Origin of the sequence: Dokdonella soli, from assembly GCF_039523175.1 — a bacterium.
Classification (GTDB): domain Bacteria; phylum Pseudomonadota; class Gammaproteobacteria; order Xanthomonadales; family Rhodanobacteraceae; genus Dokdonella_A; species Dokdonella_A soli.
In genome coordinates this window covers 130,822-154,222 of record NZ_BAAAEU010000002.1, presented here as the reverse complement: position 1 = coordinate 154,222, position 23,401 = coordinate 130,822, and the positions used below count along the sequence as shown (strand labels likewise).

The following is a 23,401-nucleotide window of genomic DNA, read 5'->3' as shown; positions in this document are numbered from 1 at the left end:
CATACCCCCCGACTTCGTCGACAGAGACCGCCTGTTGTTGAAGCGGCCTTGCAAGATCACTAGCTGAGGACACTTGTCATGAATGGCTTCACCGATGATCCCGGTTCACCCAACGATGCCGCAAGGCGGCGCGTACTCGCGACCGGCGCTGCGATCGCTGCCGGAGCTGTACTGTCGCCCCTATTCGGCACCTCGCTGGTGCATGCACATTCCCACCCCGAAGGAGCATCTTCAATGAACTCGACCACTACGACCAAGAGCGGCGCAGAAATTTTTTACAAGGATTGGGGCGCCAAAGACGCCACTCCGATCGTCTTCCACCACGGCTGGCCTCTGTCGGCGGACGACTGGGACAACCAGATGTTGTTCTTCCTCTCGAAAGGTTACCGCGTAATCGCATTCGACCGTCGCGGGCATGGCCGCTCTACTCAGACCGACACGGGCAACGACATGGACACGTACGCGTCAGATGTCGCAGACCTGGTCGATCACCTCAACCTCAAGGGGGCGATTCACGTCGGTCATTCGACCGGCGGCGGCGAAGTCGCGCACTATGCCGCGCGTGCCAAGCCCGGCCGCGTCGCGAAGGCCGTGCTGATCGGTGCGGTACCACCGATCATGCTGAAGACGCCGGCCAACCCCGGAGGCTTGCCGCTCGAGGTGTTCGACGGTTTCCGCAATGGATTGGCTGCGAATCGCGCGCAGCTTTTCCTCGACATCCCTACTGGTCCGTTTTACGGCTATAACCGGCCGGGCGCCAAGGTCAACCAGGGGGTCATCTGGAACTGGTGGCGCCAAGGCATGATGGGTGGCGCGAAGGCGCACTACGACTGCATCAAGGCCTTCAGCGAAACGGACTTCACCGAGGATCTCAAGAAGATCGACGTACCTACGCTCGTCATGCACGGAGAAGACGACCAGATCGTCCCGATCGCAGACTCGGCGTTGCTTGCCGCGAAGCTGCTGAAGAAGGGAACGTTGAAGACGTACAAGGGCCTTCCGCACGGCATGTGCACGACACACCCGGACATCATCAATCCCGACCTGCTCGCGTTCATAAAAGGCTGATGCCGAATCGGTCCGATGAAGCGCTGACGCCCGTCCACTGAAACCGATATGACCGGCAACGACGGGCGTCACGCATCATCTTCGAATTTCCGGAGAATCCAGATGTCCATAGTCAGTCCACGCAAACGCGAAGAGCTTAAGAAGCGTCGCGGCGCTCGCCTGGCCACGCCCACCGACCTTGGTGCTGTTGCTTCGCGCGACATTGGCGGCGGCCTCAATGCCGTCCTCGCCGATGTTTTTACCCTTTACTTGAAGACCAAGAATTTTCATTGGCACATGAGCGGGCCGCATTTCCGCGATTACCATTTGTTGCTCGACGAGCAAGCGGACCAGCTTTATGCGATGACGGATCCCATAGCCGAACGCGTCCGCAAAATAGGCGCGACGACATTGCGCTCGATCGGTCACATCGCCCGCGTCGCACGCGTGCGGGACAACGACGCCGACTTCGTCGACGCATTGGATATGCTCGCCGAGCTACGCGACGACAATCAGCAGCTGACGGCGCGCCTGCGGGAGGTACACGACGTGTGCGATGAACATCACGACATAGCGTCGGCCAGTTTGATCGAAAACTGGATCGACGAATCGGAACGACGAACATGGTTCCTGTTCGAAGCGAGCCACCGCGGCAGCTCTGCTGCCATCTGAGTTTCATGAACCTACAGGAATCGCGCCATGGACCCGATCGCCGTTCTCGCTCCGCACGTTGCCATCAGTCTCGTCGGCATTGTCAGCGGATTCGTGCTGATACGCGACTTTCTGCATTCACGATTCCGCTCGAGCGTCATATGGATCTTCCTTGCCTTCACGACTCTGACGAGCGTCACCGGGTACCTGTTCCTTCGCGACCATGTGGTTCCGTCACATGTGGTCGGCGGAATCGCGCTGCTCGTACTCGTGCCGACTTGGTTGGCGTGGCGGCCATACTGTCTGTTCGGCCGTTGGAGACGTGCCTTCGTGATCGGCGCAACGATCAGCCAATGGCTCAACATCTTCGTCCTCGTGGCGCAGCTGTTCCAGAAGGTGCCGGTACTTCACCAGTTCGCGCCGACGGGGTCGGAACCGCCGTTCGGCGTCACCGAAGGCGTGGTGCTGCTGCTGTTCGTCGTGGTCGCGGTTGTCGCCTGGCGAAGGAACCGTGCGTCGACCGTCAGGTTCGATTGAGCGTCGCAGCACAGGCCCGCATCGATGGTGCCTGTCCGATCGTTTTCTTCCAGGGCCACGGCTGATGCCACCGTTCTCCACCACTAGCACGAACGTGCCTGGCCAGGCGCGCTGGTGTGAGGCACCTAGAGTGCACTCATCCAATCCATCTATCGGGAATTCTTCATGTTGACCTTGCGTAAATCCGAAGAACGCGGCGTCGCCGACTTCGGCTGGCTCAACAGCCACCATACGTTTTCTTTTGGCAACTACTTCGATCCGCAGCACATGGGCTTCGGTCCGTTGCGCGTGATCAACGAGGATCGCGTCCGGCCCGGGCAAGGCTTTGGCACGCACGGCCACCGCGACGTGGAGATCATCTCCTGGGTGCTCGACGGCGCGCTCGAGCACAAGGACAGCATGGGCACCGGCGCGGTCATTCGCCCGGGCGAGATCCAGCGCATGACCGCCGGCACCGGTGTGACGCACTCGGAGTTCAACGCCTCGAGCAGCGAACCCGTGCGCTTCTTGCAAATCTGGATCATTCCGGACGAGGCCGGCCACAAGCCGGGCTACGAGCAGCACGCGTTCGCACCGGAAGACCTTGCCGATCAGTGGGCTCTGGTCGCGTCGAACAACCCGACCGGCAAGGCCGTGAAGATCAACCAGGACGCGAACCTGTACATCACGCGTCTGTCCGCCGGACACGAACTGATTCACGTCACTCACAAAGCACGCAAGCTGTGGGTGCACGTCGCGCGCGGCGAAATCACGCTGGACGGCAATCAGCTCGGCACGGGCGACGGCGCAGCGCTCAGTGACCTGGACAAGGTCACCGTGCGTGCCGACAAGGACGCCGAAGTGCTGCTGTTCGACATGACCGCCTGATTTTCGACTCGCCCGCCCCGACCAGATCAATCCACTTTCAAGCATCTACAGGGAGACACATTATGCCCACCGCTAAAGCCGCACCCGGAAAAACCCTGCTCAACGGCCCGGATCACACCCTGATCCTGATCGACTACCAATCGCAGATGGCATTCGCGACCAAGTCCATCGACATCGTCGAATTGCGCAACAACGCCGCGCTAATTTCCAAGGCCGCCGCCGAGTTCAAGGTACCGACGATCCTCACCACGGTCGCCGAGAAATCTTTCTCCGGCCCGATGTTCACGGAAGTGACCGGCCCGTTTCCGGGGCAGAAGACGATCGATCGCACGACGATGAACACGTGGGAAGACGAGAACGTGATCAAGGAAGTGAACCGCATCGGCAAGAGCCGCATCGTCTTCGGCGGACTGTGGACAAGCGTGTGCATCGTCGGCCCGGCATTGTCGGCACTCGACCAGGGCTGCGAGGTTTACGTGATCACCGACGCCTGCGGCGACGTCTCGACCGAAGCGCACGAGCGCGCGGTACAACGCATGATCCAGGCTGGCGCGCGGCCGATGACGAGCGTGCAGTACCTGCTTGAGCTGCAGCGCGACTGGGCACGCGGCGCGACCTACAACCAAACCGTGGCCACGGCCGTGCAGCACGGCGGCGGCTACGGTCTCGGCCTGATCTATGCCAAGACGATGTTCGACGGCGCAGAAGGCCACTGACATTTTCTACCGTTGCAAGGTGCCGCGATGAAGCTCTATCTCATTTCACTGGCCGTTGGCGTGCTCGTCGGCGCGATCTACGGCCTGCTCAACGTGCGTTCGCCGGCACCGCCGGTGGTCGCGCTCATCGGCCTCGCCGGAATCCTGATCGGCGAGCAACTTGTGCCGCTGGCGAAGCACTGGTGGACACAAGGACCGGTCAGCGCGACCGTTTTCTCGGCCCACCTGAAATCGCATTCGCTGGCGTCATTGCCCACGCAGTCGCCGGACTGCGGCCGGGCGTGCGCAGATTCCGGTAGTGCGCCGGACAAGACCTGACGGAAGAGAACGCCACCAGAGGCACGCCCATGTCGCAATATGCCGATCTGATCGTCCGCAACGCGAAAGTCGCGACCGTGGACAAAGGTAAGCCGCTGGCGCAGGCGTTCGCCGCCGCCGGCAACAAATTCATCGCCGTCGGTGGCGAAGGTGAGGTGATGAGGTTCGCCGCGCCGTCGACGCAGATCATCGACGCGCACGGCAGACGCGTGATCCCGGGGCTGATCGATTCGCACATCCACGTGATCCGCGGCGGTCTCAACTACAACCTCGAGCTGCGCTGGGACGGCGTGCCGTCGCTCGCCGATGCGATGCGCATGCTCAAGGAGCAGGTCGCACGCACGCCCGCGCCGCAATGGGTGCGCGTGGTCGGCGGCTTCACCGAGCAGCAGTTCGCTGAGAAGCGCCTGCCGACGCTCGAAGAACTCAATGCCGTCGCGCCCGACACGCCGGTGTTCATCCTGCATCTGTACGATCGTGCGCTGCTCAATCGCGCGGCCCTTCGTGCGGCGGGTTACACCAAGGACACGCCGGATCCACCAGCCAGCGAAATCCAGCGCGACGCCAACGGCGAGCCGACCGGCCTGCTGTTGGCCAAGCCGAATGCGTTGCTGTTGTATTCGGCGCTCGCCAAAGGGCCTAAGCTGCCGTACGAGTACCAGGTCAACTCCACGCGCCACTACATGCGCGAGCTGAACCGCCTCGGCATTACCAGCGTGGTCGATGCGGGTGGCGGATTCCAGAACTATCCCGACGACTACAAGGTGATCGCCGACCTGCACACGCGCAACGAGCTGACGCTGCGCATTGCCTACAACCTGTTCACGCAGAAGCCGACAGAGGAAGTCGCCGACTTCACACGCTGGACCGGCAATAACACCTACCAGCAGGGCGACGATTTCTACAAGTTGAACGGCGCCGGCGAGATGCTCGTGTTCTCGGCCGCCGACTTCGAGGATTTCCGCCAACCGCGGCCGGATATGCCGACCCATATGGAATCGGATCTGGAAGCCGTCGTACGCATCCTCGCAGCGAAGAAATGGCCATGGCGCCTGCACGCGACCTACGACGAAACGATCGCGCGCGCGCTCGACGTATTCGAGAACGTGAACAAGGACATCCCGCTCTCCGGCATCCATTGGTTCTTCGATCACGCCGAAACGATTTCCGACCGCAACATCGAACGCATCACCAAGCTCGGCGGCGGCATCGCCGTGCAGCACCGCATGATGTATCAAGGCGAATTCTTCGTCGGACGCTACGGCGCGGAAAAAGCCGAACGCACGCCGCCGGTCAAGCGCATGCTCGAATTGGGCGTGCCGGTCGGCGCCGGTACCGACGCTACGCGTGTGGCGAGCTACGATCCGTGGACCTCGCTGGCCTGGCTCGTCACCGGCAGGACGATTGGCGGGCTGACGCTCTATCCGCAGCGCAACCGCCTCGACCGCGACACCGCATTGGATTTGTATACCCGCGCCAACACCTGGTTCTCGAACGAACAGGGCCTGAAGGGCCAGATCAAGGAGGGCCAACTCGCCGATTTCGCGATTCTGTCGGCCGATTTCTTCAGCGTGCCCGAAGACGACATCCGCAACATCGTATCGCTGCTGACCGTAGTCGACGGCAAGATCGTCTACGCCGACAGCGATTTCAAATCGCTCGATCCGGGCCTGCCTCCGGCAATGCCGGACTGGTCGCCGGTCAATTTCGGTAGCAAATACTGGAAGAGCGACGCCGCGCAGAAAGCGCATCGAGCGATGCCGCAGGCACACGCCTGCACGCTGCACAGACAAGCGCACGCGCCGGCGACAAACCTGGCCGATCCACAGAGCTTCTGGGGCGCTCTCGGTTGCTCGTGCTGGGCGTTCTGACGTGAGTGCCTTCCCATCAAGCCGAACATCGCCCCGTTGGGTCAGCGCGATTCTCGGCAGCCGCGCGACGTGGCTGCTCGCACGCATCGCGCTCACCCTACCGTACTGGTGGAGCGGCATCGACAAAGTGCTGCACCCGCAGGCGGCCCTGGCGGAGGTCAGTGGACTGGTGGGAGCGTCTACACCACTGCCGTTCTACATCGTGTTGCTGACCGTGCAACTGGGCGGCTCGCTATTGGTGATCCTCGACCGCTGGACATGGCTCGGCACCGGCGTGCTCGCCGTATTCACGCTGATCGTCACGCTCATTGCGCACGCGTTCTGGAAGCTCGACGGCGCCGCGTGCTTCACCGAGATGAATACGTTCATGGAGCACCTGGCGCTCATCGCAGGTTTCGTGTTCGCCGCCATGGCTGCGCAGTATTCACGGAACGAATCCGAATCGAACCACCGCTAGAATTCAGGAGCCACGTCGTGTCGAATATTCATTCGTTCCTCGTCATCCGCAGAGTTGCGATCGCCGCGCTATTGCTCGTGGCAACCAGCTGTGCCGAAATGAAGACCGCGAGCAACGTTGCAGCGAATACGAACGTTGCCGTCGCTCCGCAATATGACACCACGCACGTCTACGTCGATGCCCCAGCTCATTACGATGCGCTGGTCAGCGCCTGGAATGCCACCTTCGGCGGCAAGCCATCGCAACGCATCACCGCCAACATCATGCCGGTGGAAGCGAACACGCAGTTCCAGTACGTCTGGTCGCCGGTCGGCAATTTGTCGACGTTCTCGTTCCTCACATCGATTCCGTACCCGTTCGGCCAGGAGCGCACAGGCTGGCTCGTGACCGATATGGACCGCGCACTGGCTGCCGCGCGCGCAGCGGGTGCGGAAGTGATCGTCGAAAAGTACAAGGACCCCATCGGCTACGACGCAGTGATCCAGTTCCCCGGCGGCGTGAAGTTCCAGCTCTACTGGCATTTCGACGCGCCGAACTATGCGCCGCTGGAGTCGGTGCCGGACAATCGCGTCTACGTTTCGCCCGAAGCGGCCGACATTTTCGTCAAGGATTTTCTTGCCTTCTCGCACGGCAGACTGATAACCGACGACAAGAAGGCCGATGCCGCGGAGATCGGCAAGAATGGCGAAACCATGCGTCGCATCCGCATCGAGTCGAATTTCGGCAAGATGCTGGTGTTCGTCACTGACGGTCACTTGCCCTACCCGTTCGGCCACGAAATCACCGGCTACGAAGTGAAGGACCTCGGCGAGACGTTGGCCAGGGCGACCAAGGCTGGCGCGAAAGTATTGTCGCCGCGCAACGAGGCGCGCGAATTCAGTACCGCCATGGTCGAATTCCCGGGTGGCTATATCGCCGAAATCCACGCGCCGCGCGCGCACTGATCCGTGCGCGCCCGCCTGTACATGCTTGCCAGCCCGCTCGTCTTCGTCGGCACGCTCGCGCGTGCGGACGAGCCCTCGCAGCGGCCGAGCATCGGCATGTACCGCTGGCAGGAAGACTGGTCGTTCCTCGCCGATCCTGCGCAGCACACCGCGCCGGGCGACGCGCTCAAGTACATTGCTCTGTCGGACGAGGATCCCAAGCGCTATCTCTCGTTCGGCATCACGTTGCGCGAGCGCTACGAATACAACGATGCGCCGCGGTTCGGTACGACCGGCAGTGAGGTCGGTTACTTGATCCACCGCCTCGAGCTACACGCCGATGCCCACCTGCTCGACCGCGTGCGGTTCTTTATACAGGTGGAAAATGCATTGGCGCTTGGGCTGGACCGCCCCGGCCCAGCCGACGCCAACAAGCTCGACCTGCGTCTGGCCTTCATCGACGGCAATTTCGACGTCGGCGACAGCCTGGTCAAATGGCGCGTGGGTCGACAGGAAATGGCCTTCGACCTGCAACGCTTCATCTCGGTGCGAGACGGCCCCAACGTACGGCAGGCCTACGACGCGATCTGGGCCGACTACGAGCGCGGCGACTGGCGCCTGAGCGGTTTCATCAGCCAGCCCGTGCAATATCGCAGCCATTCCGCGTTCGACGACTTCAGCAATCAGCATTTGATGTACAGCGGTATGCGTGCACAACGGCGGAACGTCGCCGGCGGCGAAATCAGTGCAACATTCTCCGAATACCGCAACGACAGCGCACGCTTTCCCGCCGGCGCAGGCGAAGAACACCGGCGCAATCTTGACATGCGCTGGGTCGGCGCCGCACGCGATTTCGACTGGGACGTCGAAGGCATGCGCCAGGGCGGCAGCCTCGGCGGCAAGTCCGTCGATGCCTGGGCGATCGGGGCACTCGGCGGTTACACATTCACGGCGGCACCATGGGAGCCGAGGCTCGGCGTACAGCTCGACGCGGCGTCGGGCGATCGGGATCCGCACGATTCCCGCGTCGGCACCTTCAATCCGATGTTCCCGAACGGCTACTACGTGACGCTGTCAGGTTACACCGGCTACAGCAATTTCATCCACTTCAAACCATCGCTGACACTCAAGCCCGCGCCCGGCGTGAAGGTGCTTGCCGCGCTCGGTGCGTTGTGGCGGCAGACCACGCACGACGCCGTCTTCGCGCAACCGAGCGTCGCCCTGCCGCATACCGCGGGCGAACCCGGCCGACGCACCGCCGACTATGCGCAGCTGCGTATCGACTGGGCGACATCACGCAACATCGCGCTGGCGCTCGAGGCCGACCGCTACGAGGTCGCCCGCGTCGTGCGCAACGCAGGCGGACACGATTCCACCTACGTCGGCGCCGAAATACGCTGGGGCTGGTGATAGATCAACACAGGAGGATTCCATGAACACAACCACAGTCCAGAACATGCCGGCATCTTCCAACGACACTTTCGTCAGCACACTGATGGCGTTTACCGCCGGATTCGTCGATACCTGCGGTTTCGTCGCATTGTTCGGTCTGTTCACCGCGCACGTCACCGGCAACTTCGTACTGATCGGCGCCGCGCTCGCGAGCCCACGGCCCGGCATTCTGGCCAAGCTGCTCGCGTTTCCGGTGTTCATGCTCGTCGTCGCCGTAACGCAGGCGTTCCTGCACCAATGCAAACGCACAGGCCACGATCCCGTCCGCGCGGTGCTACTGGGCCAGGCGTGCTTTCTCGCGCTGTTTCTCAGCACGGGCGTGTGGGCGTCGCCGATGCGAGACGCGGATGCGCCGCTCACGGTCCTGATCGGCATGTTCGGAGTCGCCGCGATGGCGATCCAGAACGTCGCGTCGCGCGCCGTGTTCACCAGCCACGCTCCGACTACGGTGATGACCGGCAACGTCACGCAAACGGTGATGGATGCCGTCGATGTCGCTTATGGCGCCGATGTCGCGCCCGCGAAGGCACGCCTGCAAAAAATGCTGCCGCCTGTGTTCGGCTTCGCCGTCGGCGCGATTGTCGGCGGATTGGGTTTCGCAAAAGCCGGTTTCTGGTGTTTAGCGCTACCGCTACTGGCAGTTCTCTACGTGACGTGGCTCTATCGCCGCGCGCGTTGAACCTGATCTAGCATCGATCGCCGTACTGGCGAGCCTGCTCGCGCTGATTGAGAGTGTGAACTGGTGGCGACATTCACCGGATGCCGCATCGAAGGCGACATCCGCACTACCGGTCGACATGACCGTTGTCTTGCCGGTTGAAGCGGACGCTTCGGATCAGGATAACTGGCTGCGGCTCGGCCTGATGGATCTCATCGCCGCACGCCTTCGCGCCGCCGGGCTCACGGTACTGCCCAGCGACAACACCGTTCGGTTGATACCGGCTGGCGCTGCGCGCGACGCTGCAATCGTGGCTGCACGTGCTCTCCACTCTGAGAGAAGGCAGTTTGCGCGTGGCTCTCCGGCTTACGAAAATTTGGCTCAATCGCGCACGCATATCTACACAAGGGTTTTACCCCACTAACGTGAGTTTGCGTGCAGCAACAGGATTCTTGTATGCCGCGCCAATGCGCGGCAACACTGTGAATGCCCGCGCCAATGGTCGCTAAGGCTGGCGCCTTTGCTTGCGTCGATTTGCACAATTCAATCCATCTAATTGATCTTGCATGAATTTGTTCGAATGACAGCGTATGCACACACCGACACTGCCTGTCGGCTGTCGGCGCCCGCTAACGTTGTCACTTGCGCGTTAACCCTGTCGTGCGCGGTAACACTGTCTTCCCCCGCAGAGACTTTGATGCCATCAGCGCTGAAAGCTGGTGCCACATCGGCGGACAGGCTGAAGCCAAAAGCGCCCTCCGTCGAAAACCTAGAGCCAAACCGGATGACCAACTGCCTGCCGCAGCGAACTATATTGCGTATCCGCGTGTTGATGCGCCGTTTGCACCTGAAAGGCGAACCACTGCAGATGACTGCTACGTGCGTCTCCGACTTTTGCTTGCTGCGGTCGTCGACGTCGTAGCCTTGGAAGGTGATCTGAGCGCGCTCGGCCGCGCGAAGTGCCTCTTGAATGGCGGCGACACGATCGGCTGCCTGACGCGCGGTGTCGCTTCGCTCTTTTTCCACTCGTGTGAGACGGGGTTCGGGCCGTTCTGGCGAAAGGACAGCGCGCACGCCGCACGCGACCACGCCGGGCTCGGCATTGCTCTGGCGAGCGGCTATGCCGTGGCAATGCGCGCCGAGCTTGCGGCCCGACTCGACGGGGATCACGTGCTACGTTTCTCACTGCGCCTACCGCGCAGTTGAAACACATCCAGCGAGCGTTTTGGCGAGGGCCTCCGCATGTCCGCGGACGTATAAGTCTTGCGTAAGCCGCTGCTGCCTATCATTGATCCAGGCATCGCGGATGTCCTGCGTTGCCCTCGAACCGGAGGCAGTCATGTATCGGAAATTGGTTCTGTCAGCGCTAAGCGCCGCGATGGCGGCGTGCGTCTCATTCAGCTCACCACAGGTATCCGCAGCGGATGCGGCCCAGCCGACGGCTCAGAATGCGACCTGGGCGTTGTGGTCCGACGTCCAGACACGCCTGCGCGGCGTCAACATCTATCAGCGCCGCCTGTATCAGGACTATGACGGCACGAGCGACGGCGTGTGGGAACGCTACACACAAGCAGACTTTGATCGCCTCGCCGCAATGGGGGCGAACTACGTGCATATTTCGCACCCGGGCCTTTACCGCGAGACGCCACCCTACGTGCTGGACCAGGGCATGCAAGACAGTCTCGACGGCCTGCTCGCGATGATCGGCAAGGCCGGGCTGCATGCGGTGATCGCGTTCCGCACCGGTCCCGGTCGCAACGAATGCATTTTCCTCGACGATGCACATTGCGCCAAGAATCGCAGCGTGTGGCAGGATGCCGCCGCGCAGGATGCCTGGGCCGCAATGTGGCGTGAGACCGCTAGGCGATACGATGGTAATTCCACCGTGGTCGGATTCGATCTGATGGTCGAACCTGACGGCCAGGAAGCGGTGCACGCCAACAATCCCAGCGATTTCTACCCACGCTACGCCGACAGCAGCTACGACTGGAACATGCTGTTTCCGCGGCTCGTGCGCGCCGTGCGCGAATCGTCGAACTTGCCGGTGCTGATCGGCGGCATGGGCTGGTCTAGTCTGGAGTGGCTGCCATATCTCAAACCCAGCGCCGATCCGTTCAGCGTCTACACCGCGCATCAGTACGATCCGCACGAGTACACACACCAAGGGCCGTTCCATACCATGCAGTACCCGCCAGCGCCGTACACATTTTACCCGGATCCGCAGCGTGGCTTCGACCGCGCATGGTTGCAAACGCGCTTCGCTGCAATCGAGCAGTTCCGTCACGATCATGGCGTGCCGGTCGCGGTCACCGAATACGGCGTCACGCGCTGGGCTGAGGGCGCAGACCTGTTTCTCGCTGATTCACTCGCGGAAATGGAGGCACGCCACGTGAATCACGCAGTCTGGTTATGGCACGGTGCGAACACCGCCACGCTCGAAGATCAGCAGCCGTTCAACTACCGTCTCGGTGCACAGCCCGACAACCCAGGCCCGTCCGACGCCAACCCGCTGATCTGTGCGTTGCGCAAAAATTGGTGGGAACATCGCGAGCACCCAGAGCGCTCCGCGCTGCCTCCGGGCATCGACCTGCCGCCGTGTGGCCCGTTCACGCCGCCCAGCAGCGATGACAGCACGGCGCCCACACCACGGTCAGGCCTCCTCCCTGGCCGGATGGCCCCGCGCGACCCCGGCACCCACGCCCGTTCGCCGCAAGCGACTCAAAAAAATAGTATATAACTTTAATTACGTAAAACGAGTCGCGCCATATCACGGCTCGTTTTTTTTTGACAGTCGACACGCTTGCAATGACTCGCAGACCGAACGGCCCATAAGCTTCATGTAGGGGTTCAGCCGAGATACGTGTTAAAATTGATCACAGAACCAAAAAAAAAGATGTTATGAATTAAAGCGTTAGTCGATAAAATTTGACTATTCCGCCATGCTCGACAACTCCAGTTCGAACACGTTGATCTCCGCTGCGAGATTTAAGAAGCCGCGGCGTCCGCCCCGCTCGTTTCCGTCTTGCCAAGCTTCTTCAACAGCCCCTCGATCGCTTCGAGCCTCGCATTGCTTTGGGCTGCCACGGTCTCGGCCTGCTGCCGGTTGCTGCGTTCGCGGGCCAGCTCGCTCTTTGCATTCATGCCGGGGCTTTTCTTCCAGGGATAGAACGTGCGCCTCATGTTCGGAGACGCGCACGACGCTCGCCGCGATGGTCGAAGCTGCACGGCGGTTGCGATCTTCCGCAGAAAAAACGACCTGAGTCATGTCGAAGTCTCCGCTGCTCGCCTCGGTTGGGCAGCGGACATTTCCATCAGGTCGCTTGTCCCGCCACACGACGGCGCGCCTACACGGTGCGCACTTCAGGTGCCTTGTAGTGACCCAGCGGTTTCTGCTCAGGTCAAGCCGCTAAAGCATAGGCTTCGTCGGGTGTCTTCATGCCGAGCACCTGGTGTGGACGCCGGCTGTAATAGAACTGGATTCAGTCACCGATCACGCGCATTGCATGCGGCTGTTTCGGAAGCCGTCTGATCGCGCTTGGCGCCTGCTGGCGCGGAAATCTCGATCGCACCAAGGCGGCGCTGGACGAACTGGAACCGGCATTCAAGCACACTGCTCGCGAAGAGCGCCGCGCCGACGAGTTCCCGCACGAGCCGATCTATCAGTCGTGCCGCAGTGGCCGAGTCAGTTCCGCATCACCGTACTGCCCGGAGACCGTGCCGTGCAGCGCAAAATCGCGAATCAGCTGGAAGTACCCGGGCGCGTAGCGAGTCGAGATTCGCTCTCCCGTGGCATCTACCTCGAACAACGTTATCCCGTGCTCGGCGTTCTTGTAATAAGCCACCGTATAGTCGCGCCCTTCCGCGATGAGCGACTGAAGCCGCTTGCGAGTCTCACGGCTCGGCGCATCGTAGTCCTCCCCGCCGAGTATCCACAATTGTGGCGTGCGCGACGAACGCAGAACCGGCATGGGATCGTAGTTCCAGGGAGTGTGCCAGTCGAATTCCGGTGCCATTATCCGCAGCTCGGCCTCGGATCGAGGCAAGATCAAGTAGGTATAGTCACCGCGCAAATCCTTGTACCACCGCGCTCCCGAATAACGTGACCGAAGGCGATCCAGCTCGGCAAAGCCGTTGGAGAATCCGCTCGCGATGACCTTCTCTGCCGCCCGCGCGACCTTCAGCGCGTCGCGAATTTCACCGCGTGAATAGCCTTTCTCACTCAACTGGAGCTCGACAGATTGCTGATCCTCGTCGATGGCGTTGACAGCCAGCCCGAAGCCGACGATGGCGAAATCGACCGCAGTTCTTGACGCTGCGAGGGGCACCACCCAGCCGGCCTGACTCCCGCCTTGAAATCCGATACTTCCAAGCCGAGCACCGGCGAACGACCGGGTTGTCGTCGCAGCCGCGACGGCGTCATAGGCAAGCAGCGAATAGTCTTGCGTGTAAGTTCCGCCGGACTTACCGGTCCCGCGCTTGTCGTATACGAACGCTCCAATCCCCTGAGCCGGTAACATCCTCTGTAAGGAGTAGGACGTGAGAGCCGAGTCATGCTCCGAACCGTGAACCAGCACGACGATCGGGACCTTGGCTTCGCCACGCGGCAGCACAAGTCTGCCGACCAAGCGTGTGCCGTGACTTTCGAACGTGATTTCATGCACGTCAAAGTCAGTCCGTGTTCCGGCAATTCCACCAAAGCGGATCGCATTCCCGTCGCACCCGGCGAAGGAAACGACCATGCCGTCCGCGGCTTTCGTCCATCCGCGGGTACTTGTCCACGTACCGTTGGCTTGGGGGTGCAGAGCACCGGTCGTCCCGTCAAACTTTCTCCAACGCAAGGTGCCGTCTACAGAGGGCGAAATATCGACGTCCGATCTATCCTCGAGGTGATAGTTGCCGACGAAACAATGCTCCAGGGACTCGCTGAAGGCGGGCAGCGAGGCCAGGATTCCGGACGCAGCGACGAGCAGGAAGCGCACGGACACGACAAGCAAACGGATAGGCTGTCTCATAATCGGCAGGATCCAAGGTCAGAAGTTACGCATAAGTTCGATGCGGAGCGTGCTCGCTCCCGTTTCGAGAATCGAGCGGCCGATGCGTGCAAGCTCGTCGAGTCGCTCCAGGATTGTCAGAACGGGATTGCCGAACAGCGGGCCGAATTTGCTTGCGAATCGTGTTTCGCCGTACGCGACCAATATCTCCGGTTCGCTTTGACGCCCAGCGTAGAGGAGAAGCTGCCCTGGCCGTGGATGGCTGGTGGCGTTCTCCTGACGCAGCATGGAATTTGCAGGCCAGCTCGCCCTCAGTGGCGACCAGACGGCCTCCCCACTCCAACGCGCGTGCAGCACGGTTCCGCGGTAGGGCAAAAGCGCGATCAACGCTTGACAGCTGGCGAGCGTCTGACCCGACTCAACGCGTGCGCGGAAGCTCGAGGGGCCGAGAGACACGGTCGCGTGCAAGGCATCGGCATCTGGGGAGTGACTTGTCATGGCACCGCACGGTATCGAATCGTCTCCCGCCGCGTCTTGGACGGATTCAAGGCCCCTTGACTCCGCCGCTTATCGACGGAACATAGCGCAGTAGATTCCCCGGATCCCCGGATCCCCGACTCATCGCTCATCGGACTTCGCATGCTGCAAGAATTCGCAGGCGCTGTGGTACGACGGGTCATCGATCCGAGCCGAGCTGTCGTCCACGAACACGCGCATGATTGGCCAGTGATCTCGTTGTACGTCCTGGGTGGCTACCGGAACATCACGGAATACGGCGAGCGGGATATCTCAGGTCCGTCGATGGTGTTCTACCGTTCGGGCGTCGCGCATCGCAACGTCGTGGGCGAAATGGGCTTCGAACAGATTGAAATCGAGTTTGATCCCGCGTGGCTAGGGCCGTCAGCGATGCCGCCGGACAGAACACTGCTGCGCGTCGGCGGCGCTTGCGGCGGTCTTGCCCGGTCAATCGCTCGTGCCTGCGACGCGCGGCTGTCTGAGGAAAGACTCCTGAGTTCGGTTCGCCGACTACTGTCGACCGCGCATCAGGAGTCTGCTCGGCAGCATGGTTCGTGGGCCCACGATGTCACGGCTCGACTTCGGGCCGATCCGTGTCGGCTCATCGGGTCCGTTGCGCGCGAGGTGGGGCGCAGCCCGTCCTGGATCGGCCCCGCGTATCGACGCTTGATTGGCGAAGGTCTAAAGGAGACTGCGGCGAGATTTCGCGTGGAACGCGCAGCGCGACTGCTCCGCGAATCCGACGCGAGCCTAGCGTCTATCGCGGCGGAAGCCGGGTTCTGTGATCAGAGCCACATGAACAGGACTTTTTGTCGTGTGCTCGGCCGTTCGCCGATGTCAGTCCGGCGCGACCACGACGCTTTCCGGTGCCGTAACTAGAACCTTCTTCGGGTACGGAGCCGCGGAGTTTCATGCGGGCTAGGTACCCAATAGACCGACTTGGGTCGGGTTATACATCTCGAGCCGCGCAGAATCCAAACGCCCACCTCGTTGCCCCACTCCTCAGCTTGCGTTCGGCAAACGTCCGCTTTCGGGTTGCAGGCAGCCAGCAGTGCGCATTGGCCCCACCCTTCCCTCGACAACGCTCCCTTAGCGCTCCGTCGCTAGATAAGAGCCCGCTTGCGCGCATGCCTCCGTAATCGGCCAGAAGCAGACGTTCGAGCACGTAAGCGGACTCATCCTCCTAGTCAGCGACCGCAATGATGGTGGATAGCGTTGCATGGCGCGGTGTCAGTCCTCGCCGCCGAACCGCGTTTGTTCCCACAGGTCACGCACGAATCCGCATTATTTTCGTGCTGAGCCTGAGTGGACCACAGCCAAGTCGATGTGCGACCAGGACCGGCATAGGGCCATCGAGATCCGGTCCTACGCGCTGATATCTCGGCGAGCCTGAGCGCGCCGAGCTTCGCCGACGGCTTCGACTTTCAAACAAATCACGAAATCACGCAGGCGAACACGACGCTTCATATGAAGTCTGGCGGCGCGAACAACCAGGGAGAAACGTCATGACATTCTTCGGCACGAGCCACTGTGTGCGTCGCATCGCTCAAGAGAAGCGCTTATGCGTATCGCGTAGGCGCTTACCGCGGCACGCGGTATCTCCGATAGCGAGGTCGCTGGTCGGAATCATGTTGGCCGGGTCGCTACACGTAGCGACCGCATCGGACTATACGATTCTGCTTCGTTTGTATTCCGATACAAACGGTGCAAATTGGACAAATAAGTCGGGCTGGGGGACGTTGTTCAGCGACTATTGCACTTGGTATGGGGTGACATGTGACCAGAACCGGCGCGTTATCGTGCTCGATCTGTCCAACAACAATTTGGTCGGATCTTTGCCTCCGCTGGATGGGCTGACTCAATTGCAGAACTTCAATGTCGGCACCAATCACCTGACCGGAACAATACCGCCTCTGACCGCCCTGACCAACTTGCAATTCTTCTCCGTCGATTCCAATCAACTGACGGGCCCGATCCCTGTACTTACCGGCCTCGCGAAACTGCAGGCTTTCGACGCCACCTTGAATCAGCTAAGCGGGACGATCCCCAGCCTGAGTGCTCAAGGATTGACGTGGTTTCAATATCTTGCCGTCGGCTCCAATCAGCTGACCGGACCGATTCCCGATTTGGCCGGCTTGACCAATCTGCAGTATTTCTATGTCGACCACAATCAACTGACGGGGTCGATCCCCGCGTTGACGGGGCTCTCGAGTTTGCTGGCAATCTTCGTCGGCTATAACGGCTTGAGCGGATCCATCCCGGCCCCGCCAAATCCCGATAGCCTGACGGCAGGAGGGAGCGTGCTCTGCCCGAACCCGCTAACGCCCAGCTCCGATCCGAACTGGGACGCGGCGACCGGGGCTGCACCCTGGTACAGTGTTTGCGACCCGATTTTCAAGAATGGATTTGACTAGCGGGCGCTTAGCTCTGGGTTCCGTTCGGCCGGTCAAATGCTGAGCGGACCTCAACGATCTTGCGATCGCTCGCTCTGTACGATCGGCGCTGGCAGGTGCGCTGCAAAGCGGGGGTGCAGCACACGACGGGATCACGACTCTGCTGGCTCTCGCTCATATCTTCAGTCGCTCAAAGTGCGCGCGCACCTTGTCGCGGTAGCCCTCACTACTCGTGACGGTCGCACCGCCGGCGAGCACCAGGATGAAGTCACCTCGCGGCGTGCGATTGACCTCGCGCACGTGATTGACGTTGACGAGACAGGAGCGGCTGACGCGCAGCATCGGCTGCGAGCGCATGGCGTCCTCGGCCTGCTGCAGGGTGCTGCGCGCGTGGAATGCATCCTTGCCCACCCGCAACGTCACGTAGTTTCGGTCGGCCTCGACCACTTCGATCTGCGCGACATCCACCATTTGCATGCAGCCGCCGGCATCCGCCAGTAGTCGGGGACGCGCTTCTGCAGCCGACCGTGCTGTCCTTTCCAGCTGAGTGATCAGCGTCTCGAGTGCGGCCTGACGGTCGACGACGCTCTCTGCACCGTAGCGATACCGGACGCGGGTGAGCATGGCTCGGAACCGCTCCTCGTCGAATGGTTTGAGCAGATAGTCGACCGCGCTGACGTCGAACGCCTCCAGCGCATAGCGATCGTAGGCCGTCACGAATACGATCAGCGGTAGCACGCCGGGGTCCAGTGACCGCGCGAGCTGCATACCCGACATCGTATTCATCTGTATGTCGAGAAACAGCAGATGCGGTACGCGACGGCGGATCGCCGCGAGCGCGTCCTGAGCGTCGGCGTATTCACCGACGACGTCGAGATCCGGCTCGGCGGCGCAACACCCGCGCAGGATTCTGCGCGCCGCCGGTTCGTCGTCTACGATCATGACATCCATCAGAACACCGGCTGACCTGGGGGTCGGTGCTGCTGCGTGAATTCGCGGAGCACCGGCATCGTGAGCCGCGCGACCCAGGTAGTGGCGTCGGTCGGCCCGGCGCTCAGCCTGGCCTGCGGTCCGAACTGTACCGCAAGCCGTTCGCGCACATTGCTGAGACCGATGCCGTCGCAACCAATGGCGTGATCGGGTGAGATCGTGTTCACGACCCGCAGGATCAGCGAGTCCGAAGACCGCAGCACTTCCACGCAGATCACGATCGGCCCGCCATGACCCGCCAGGCCGTGGACGACCGCATTTTCGACGAGCGGCTGCAAGATCAAGCTGGGAACCCAGATTGCGGGTTGCGCTTCGAGGTCGGGTAGCACGACGGTCAGGCGATCGGCGAAGCGCTGTTTCTGCAACTCGAGGTAGAGTCGTACGAAGCGCAGCTCCTCCGCGAGCAGCGAAAAGTCGCGTTCGCCGGCACTCAGTAGCCGCCGCAGCAAATCGGCGAGTTGCACCATCATCGATTGCGCGACTTGTGGTTCCCAGTTGATCTGACCGCGAATGGTGTGCAGGAGATTGAACAGCGTATGCGGTGACAGTTGCATGCGCAGCGCTGCCAACCGAGCCGCACCCCATTCGCGCTCGAGAGCCGCGACCCGCAGCTCGGAATCGCGGAAGCGCTGGTAGAGGGCGAATCCCGTGACCAGCGTGAGTCCGAAACCATAACTGAGGAAGAAATTGGTGAAGCTCGCGATCCAGAGCACCCCTATGGACTCCGGCGGCTGACCTGCCGCCGCGGTCTGCAGTTGCAAAAGACGGAGCAACTCGATGACGAGCACCATTGCCCAGAATGTCAGCGCTGCGAATGCGACGCCCAATGTACTTTGGGCCAGAACGCGCCACGTCGGCGTCCAGCCGATGCGTAATGACGCCCAATAGCAACCGAGCAGTGCCGGGAAGAGCAGCACGTGCTGCAGCACACGTTGGCCCCACGGCGCGAACACGATCAAATCACTGATCCTGGCGACGTCTGCCTGCAGGCTGTGTGCATAGAGCACGTTCGACAGCGTTACGTATGACCAGAACAGCGTCGTGATCAGGACCAGCGTGCGCATCGATACATGCGCAGCCCTGCCGACCTGACGCTCCGATGCGAGGGCCAACGATGCGACTTCGGTCGTCACGTATGTATTGCTGTTCATGAATACGGGAGGCATGCCTCGTCAGCCCAGTCGACGAGTGCGAGCTTATCGTACTGCCCGCGCTCATGACCCCTTCAACGCTCCTTCTGGGACGGACTCGTCAGTGCCTGGGACGAACTCGACGAGGAACTGTAGATGGGTCGTGGACTCCTGGGGTCTCATAAACCCGCCGCGAATACACCCGCAACCCTGGTGCCGGAAGCGATATCGACATCATCAATCGGCCGGGCTCGTGAGCTCGACCCGGACGAGCCGGGATTCACGGGAAGTAGATCCGCTGCCAGTCATTCCTGATTGAAGGGGCAACCAATGGAAACTATGGAGAACGTACCCATGAAGACACTCGGACATGTTCGGACCTGCCTTCTCGCGATGGCGCCGGTCTTTTTTGCACAACCAACGCTGGGCTGGACGCAGAACGCCTCGACAGCCGCTCCGCAGGAAACGGCCGGCGCGCGGGATGGCCAGCACGATTTCGACTTCAACCTGGGCACCTGGAAAACGCACATAAAGCGGCTCCAGCATCCGCTCACCGGTTCCACGACCTGGGTTGAACTCAACGGAACGGTCGTCGTTCGCAAAGTTTGGGGCGGCCGCGCCCAATTTGAGGAAATCGAAGCCGACGGTCCAACGGGTCACCTCGAAGATGCGACCCTGTTTCTCTACAACCCTCAAACGCACCAGTGGAACCAGTCGTTTGTCAACAGCAGTGACGGTGTCTTGAGTCAACCTGCGATCGGCGAGTTCAAGAACGGGCGCGGCGAATTTTTCGATCAGGAGCCCTTCAATGGCAAGGCTGTCCTGGTTCGAATTGTGTGGTCGGACATCACTCCGAATTCGCATCGATTCGAACAGTCGTTCTCGGACGACGGCGGCAAGACCTGGGAGACGAACTTTGTTGCGATAAAGACGCGGGAAAAGTCATGAAGGAAACGATGACGAACACGTTCAACCATGCTCTGACCTATCTCGTGGCGTAGGCTTGGTGGTCATCTTGCAGCTCCGGTCAGGCGCCTGCCCGACATCAGCAAGACGCTACACTATTGGTTTTTTCGTGCTCGATTGAGCCACGTTTTCACCGAACGAAGGGCCGTGTCAGTACGGTCTTTGCTCAGAACTGCAAGCTCTTCGCCTCGGATCAGCGGCTCATGGAAACGCGGCTCAAGCGAGCGCGAAAATCAACAATGCACGCCATAGGCGAGAACGGAAGGCGTTGCAGACGATGCAGAGCTCCGCTGAAAAATCACCAATACGGGATGTCGGCGCCGATGGTGGCGTGCTAGGCTCGGCACGCTCGCAATCGCCAGGGTAAGAGATGCCATCTACTCTCTGTACTTCATTCGCGCTTGGCATCTTGAGTGTGTTGTTGGCACTGTCGACGACTTCGACGCGCGCCGGAAGCGTCGCTCCGAACATCATTGGGGGCAAAGGCAGTTCGCAATGGCCCGGTGTTGGTACCGTGTACGCAAAGATTGCGGGGGGATACGCCACTTGTACCGGCACTGCCATCACACCCAGATGGGTGCTGACGGCTGCGCATTGCCTTGACCCGGCCGCTGGCGGCTCCAACTATCCCCCTAATACCTCTTTCTTGATCGGGCCAGACTATGCATCGCCCACCGCTACCTACAGCGTCGATCAGATCACTTTTGATTCGAGCTTCAATCCGAACAACCTCTCCAATGGGCACGATCTTGGATTGATCCATGTAACAGCCGATATGCCGGTATTGTCGTTCAAGCTCAATTCGATGCCGCTGACCTCTTCCGTGAACGGACGTTTTGCGCTGATCATGGGGTATGGCATCACGTCCGCCTCTTCCTTTTCAAATACGACCAAGCAGCTGGCGACCGTCCAGATCAACAGCTTTGACGCCAATCTCGTGTATTCCAACTTTAGTTCGACTTCGTCAGGCACTTGCGAAGGAGATTCCGGTGGCCCGCTCTATGTCTATGACGCAGATGGATTCCCTCTGATTTTGGGTACAAGCTCGTTTGGCGACTCAACGTGTGCCCATACCTCCGCTTTGCAGCGGGTTGACGCAGATCTCTCATTTGTCACCAGCACCGTCGGCAGCGGAATTTGCCTGAATGGCGAGTCATGCGACGGCATCTTCCGCAACGGCTTCGAGCCGCCACTCTAAGCCAGCGAAGGGGCCTGGGATTCGCTGCTTGCTGGAATCCGCCTATCGCGCAAATGGTTGGTGTACGGTAGCGCAAAAGCTTCCCGCCCACGTGGGAGTCTCCGCTGAATGCGCACGTGCCATTTGGCTCGGTGCTCAGATGCCATTGGCTGGCACCTCGAAACCGTTGGAGAAAATCCGATCGTCGAGTTCGAACGCGCCGATATCGCAGCGCGCCTGCGCAATGCCGGTGACGTTTTGCGGCCGTGCGTGCCCGCGCTGATCGATGGTCACCGGCACGCTGTTATTGTCGGTACAGTCGATCACGGCGTCGACCGCTGGACTGCGCGGGCTCAAGGCATAGGTCAGGGTCGGGCCGCCGTTGTCGGCCAGTGGCGACAGCTTCGCATCGGTACCGCTCAGCGTGAAGCCGGTGCAACTGGCGTCGGTCGATAGATTCACTCCGAACAGCGCGACTACGCCGGCGCCGAACGAGCAGTTGCCGGCGGTGCCGCTGTTCTCGCTGAACAGACTGTTCTTGATCGTCGTTTGCTGGCCGGCACCGCCAGCGGTGATTTGATAGCTGGCACCGCCGCCGCTCGCGACGTTTTCCGCAAACGTACTGTTGGCGATCGCGACGACGCCATCGGCCTCTATCGCGCTTCCGGTCCCGGCCGAGTTCTTGCTGAACGTTGAATTCTCTATGTTTGCAGCGGAACCCTGGCCGACCAGCAGCGCACCGCCGGCGAAGAACTGGCCTGCGGAATTTTGCAGGAACAGACTGGTATTGATGATCAGATTCGCGCTGCTTCCCTCGATAAAGATCGCACCGCCGGATGGCGACGTATTGTTCTCAAACGTGCTTGTGTGGATGTAGTTCGCCCCGGCAACACCGACATCTCCGCTGCTGTACAGCGCGCCGCCGCGATTGCTGGCGTAGTTGCCGTTGAGCACGACGTTGATCAACGTCAACGTACCGGAATTCGTGATCGCCCCGCCTTTGGCCTTCTGGTAGTCGGCGGAATCCGCGCAACCGCCGCTGAGCGTGAGCTGATTGAGGATCAGCGTGGTGCCGCTGGCGATCAGGGAGAACTCACCCGGGTCGGTCACGCCGTTCCGGTTGCAGACGAGCATCGGGTCGCGTTGGATCGTGCTGCCGTTGCCCTGAATCGTCAGCGAGGTGGTGATCACCGGCAACCCGGTGTTGTTCGCGACATCGTCCACTTCGTTCAACGTGATCGTGATTCCGACAGGCAACACGATCGTGTTGGCCGTGCACAGGCAATCCGGTGTCACGGAAGCGTCGACCCTCGCCGGGGCGATCACCACGCCGCATCCACCCGTTGGAGCGCCCGTGTTCAACTGGGTAATCGCGTCGCGCAGCACGCAGGCATTCTGTACATTGTGCGCGCCGGAGTTGGATGTGACGTTCAGGGTTGACGCCTGCGCGCCAGCATTGGCAAGCAGTACGAGGCACACGAGATATGACCAAATTTTCATGAAATTCCCCTGACAGAGCCGAGCCGGCGGATACCTCCCCTGCTTGGCGATTCGCATCACGAAGGACACGCCGCCAACGGTGGGTATGCAGACACAGCAAACGCATTGCTACCGCGCCGACTGACATGGGTGACATTTACGGATCAGCGACCGCCCGCCCCGTCCAGCACTGCCGGATCTGTCAGCGCACCCGCATCGCCGTGCAATCGAAGCTGCAGGCAGCGATGGAGAACGGGTGAGG

The 23,401-nt window shown here is 61.1% G+C and carries 24 protein-coding genes; 18 read left to right on the top strand and 6 right to left on the bottom strand.

What is annotated here, in order from left to right; all coding sequences use genetic code 11:
- The first annotated feature begins 234 nt into the window (after positions 1 to 234).
- The 14 genes from ABD002_RS03010 to ABD002_RS02945 all read left to right on the top strand — a co-directional run bounded on the left by ABD002_RS03010 (position 235) and on the right by ABD002_RS02945 (position 12,234).
- Entirely contained in the window at positions 235 to 1,068 is an 834-nt protein-coding gene (locus ABD002_RS03010; RefSeq protein ID WP_343786997.1) for an alpha/beta fold hydrolase, read from the top strand.
- Positions 1,069 to 1,170: 102 nt separating this feature from the next.
- Positions 1,171 to 1,719, top strand: a complete 549-nt coding sequence (locus ABD002_RS03005; protein WP_343786995.1) for a Dps family protein — start codon at positions 1,171 to 1,173, stop codon at positions 1,717 to 1,719.
- A gap of 27 nt (positions 1,720 to 1,746) precedes the next feature.
- Positions 1,747 to 2,235 (top strand): hypothetical protein, encoded by a 489-nt coding sequence (locus ABD002_RS03000; protein WP_343786993.1) that lies wholly within the window; start codon positions 1,747 to 1,749, stop codon positions 2,233 to 2,235.
- A 165-nt stretch (positions 2,236 to 2,400) separates the two neighbouring features.
- On the top strand, positions 2,401 to 3,102 hold the full coding sequence (locus ABD002_RS02995) for a pirin family protein (protein WP_343786991.1): 702 nt from the start codon (positions 2,401 to 2,403) through the stop codon (positions 3,100 to 3,102).
- A 62-nt stretch (positions 3,103 to 3,164) separates the two neighbouring features.
- Positions 3,165 to 3,818 (top strand): hydrolase, encoded by a 654-nt coding sequence (locus ABD002_RS02990; RefSeq protein WP_343786989.1) that lies wholly within the window; start codon positions 3,165 to 3,167, stop codon positions 3,816 to 3,818.
- A gap of 27 nt (positions 3,819 to 3,845) precedes the next feature.
- A complete protein-coding gene (locus tag ABD002_RS02985) occupies positions 3,846 to 4,136 on the top strand; it encodes a XapX domain-containing protein (protein WP_343786987.1) in 291 nt (96 codons plus the stop codon).
- Positions 4,137 to 4,165: 29 nt separating this feature from the next.
- A complete protein-coding gene (locus ABD002_RS02980) occupies positions 4,166 to 6,007 on the top strand; it encodes an amidohydrolase (RefSeq protein ID WP_343786985.1) in 1,842 nt (613 codons plus the stop codon).
- 1 nt (position 6,008) lies between these two features.
- Positions 6,009 to 6,464 (top strand): DoxX family protein, encoded by a 456-nt coding sequence (locus ABD002_RS02975; protein ID WP_343786983.1) that lies wholly within the window; start codon positions 6,009 to 6,011, stop codon positions 6,462 to 6,464.
- A gap of 17 nt (positions 6,465 to 6,481) precedes the next feature.
- Positions 6,482 to 7,408 (top strand): glyoxalase, encoded by a 927-nt coding sequence (locus ABD002_RS02970; RefSeq protein WP_343786981.1) that lies wholly within the window; start codon positions 6,482 to 6,484, stop codon positions 7,406 to 7,408.
- Positions 7,409 to 7,411: 3 nt separating this feature from the next.
- Positions 7,412 to 8,797, top strand: coding sequence for an alginate export family protein (locus ABD002_RS02965; protein WP_343786979.1), 1,386 nt, complete (start codon positions 7,412 to 7,414; stop codon positions 8,795 to 8,797).
- Positions 8,798 to 8,819: 22 nt separating this feature from the next.
- The gene (locus ABD002_RS02960) at positions 8,820 to 9,518 is read left to right on the top strand and encodes a YoaK family protein (RefSeq protein WP_343786977.1); all 699 of its coding nucleotides are present in this window, start codon (positions 8,820 to 8,822) and stop codon (positions 9,516 to 9,518) included.
- A 118-nt stretch (positions 9,519 to 9,636) separates the two neighbouring features.
- Positions 9,637 to 9,921, top strand: a complete 285-nt coding sequence (locus ABD002_RS02955) for a hypothetical protein (protein ID WP_343786975.1) — start codon at positions 9,637 to 9,639, stop codon at positions 9,919 to 9,921.
- A gap of 236 nt (positions 9,922 to 10,157) precedes the next feature.
- Complete coding sequence (locus ABD002_RS02950) at positions 10,158 to 10,703, top strand: hypothetical protein (protein WP_343786973.1); 546 nt, start codon at positions 10,158 to 10,160, stop codon at positions 10,701 to 10,703.
- A gap of 133 nt (positions 10,704 to 10,836) precedes the next feature.
- Positions 10,837 to 12,234, top strand: a complete 1,398-nt coding sequence (locus ABD002_RS02945) for a glycoside hydrolase family 5 protein (RefSeq protein ID WP_343786971.1) — start codon at positions 10,837 to 10,839, stop codon at positions 12,232 to 12,234.
- A gap of 248 nt (positions 12,235 to 12,482) precedes the next feature.
- Here ABD002_RS02945 and ABD002_RS02940 read toward each other — a convergent pair whose 3' ends face one another.
- The 3 genes from ABD002_RS02940 to ABD002_RS02930 form a co-directional block, all read right to left on the bottom strand.
- Entirely contained in the window at positions 12,483 to 12,638 is a 156-nt protein-coding gene (locus ABD002_RS02940) for a hypothetical protein (protein WP_343786968.1), read from the bottom strand.
- Between the two features lie 518 nt (positions 12,639 to 13,156).
- Positions 13,157 to 14,482, bottom strand: coding sequence for an alpha/beta hydrolase family protein (locus ABD002_RS02935; RefSeq protein WP_343786966.1), 1,326 nt, complete (start codon positions 14,480 to 14,482; stop codon positions 13,157 to 13,159).
- A gap of 45 nt (positions 14,483 to 14,527) precedes the next feature.
- Positions 14,528 to 14,986, bottom strand: coding sequence for a DUF3830 family protein (locus ABD002_RS02930; RefSeq protein WP_343786964.1), 459 nt, complete (start codon positions 14,984 to 14,986; stop codon positions 14,528 to 14,530).
- Between the two features lie 141 nt (positions 14,987 to 15,127).
- Between ABD002_RS02930 and ABD002_RS02925 the strand changes: the two genes are divergently transcribed.
- Positions 15,128 to 15,883: a helix-turn-helix domain-containing protein gene (locus ABD002_RS02925; RefSeq protein WP_343786962.1), complete on the top strand. Its 756-nt coding sequence runs from the start codon at positions 15,128 to 15,130 to the stop codon at positions 15,881 to 15,883.
- A 920-nt stretch (positions 15,884 to 16,803) separates the two neighbouring features.
- Complete coding sequence (locus tag ABD002_RS02920; RefSeq protein WP_343786960.1) at positions 16,804 to 17,418, top strand: hypothetical protein; 615 nt, start codon at positions 16,804 to 16,806, stop codon at positions 17,416 to 17,418.
- 153 nt (positions 17,419 to 17,571) lie between these two features.
- On the opposite strand, the gene ABD002_RS02915 is transcribed toward ABD002_RS02920, so the two are convergent.
- Together ABD002_RS02915 and ABD002_RS02910 are read right to left on the bottom strand one after the other, a co-directional pair.
- A complete protein-coding gene (locus ABD002_RS02915; protein ID WP_343786958.1) occupies positions 17,572 to 18,348 on the bottom strand; it encodes a LytR/AlgR family response regulator transcription factor in 777 nt (258 codons plus the stop codon).
- Positions 18,348 to 19,538 (bottom strand): sensor histidine kinase, encoded by a 1,191-nt coding sequence (locus tag ABD002_RS02910; protein WP_343786955.1) that lies wholly within the window; start codon positions 19,536 to 19,538, stop codon positions 18,348 to 18,350. The genes ABD002_RS02915 and ABD002_RS02910 overlap by 1 nt, the downstream gene beginning before the upstream one ends.
- A 333-nt stretch (positions 19,539 to 19,871) precedes the next feature.
- On the opposite strand from ABD002_RS02910, the gene ABD002_RS02905 reads away from it, so the two are divergent.
- Both ABD002_RS02905 and ABD002_RS02900 read left to right on the top strand, forming a co-directional pair.
- Positions 19,872 to 20,465, top strand: coding sequence for a hypothetical protein (locus ABD002_RS02905; protein WP_343786953.1), 594 nt, complete (start codon positions 19,872 to 19,874; stop codon positions 20,463 to 20,465).
- Positions 20,466 to 20,904: 439 nt separating this feature from the next.
- Positions 20,905 to 21,681 (top strand): S1 family peptidase, encoded by a 777-nt coding sequence (locus tag ABD002_RS02900; protein ID WP_343786951.1) that lies wholly within the window; start codon positions 20,905 to 20,907, stop codon positions 21,679 to 21,681.
- 135 nt (positions 21,682 to 21,816) lie between these two features.
- On the opposite strand, the gene ABD002_RS02895 is transcribed toward ABD002_RS02900, so the two are convergent.
- A complete protein-coding gene (locus ABD002_RS02895; RefSeq protein ID WP_343786950.1) occupies positions 21,817 to 23,160 on the bottom strand; it encodes a choice-of-anchor Q domain-containing protein in 1,344 nt (447 codons plus the stop codon).
- Positions 23,161 to 23,401 lie beyond the last annotated feature (241 nt).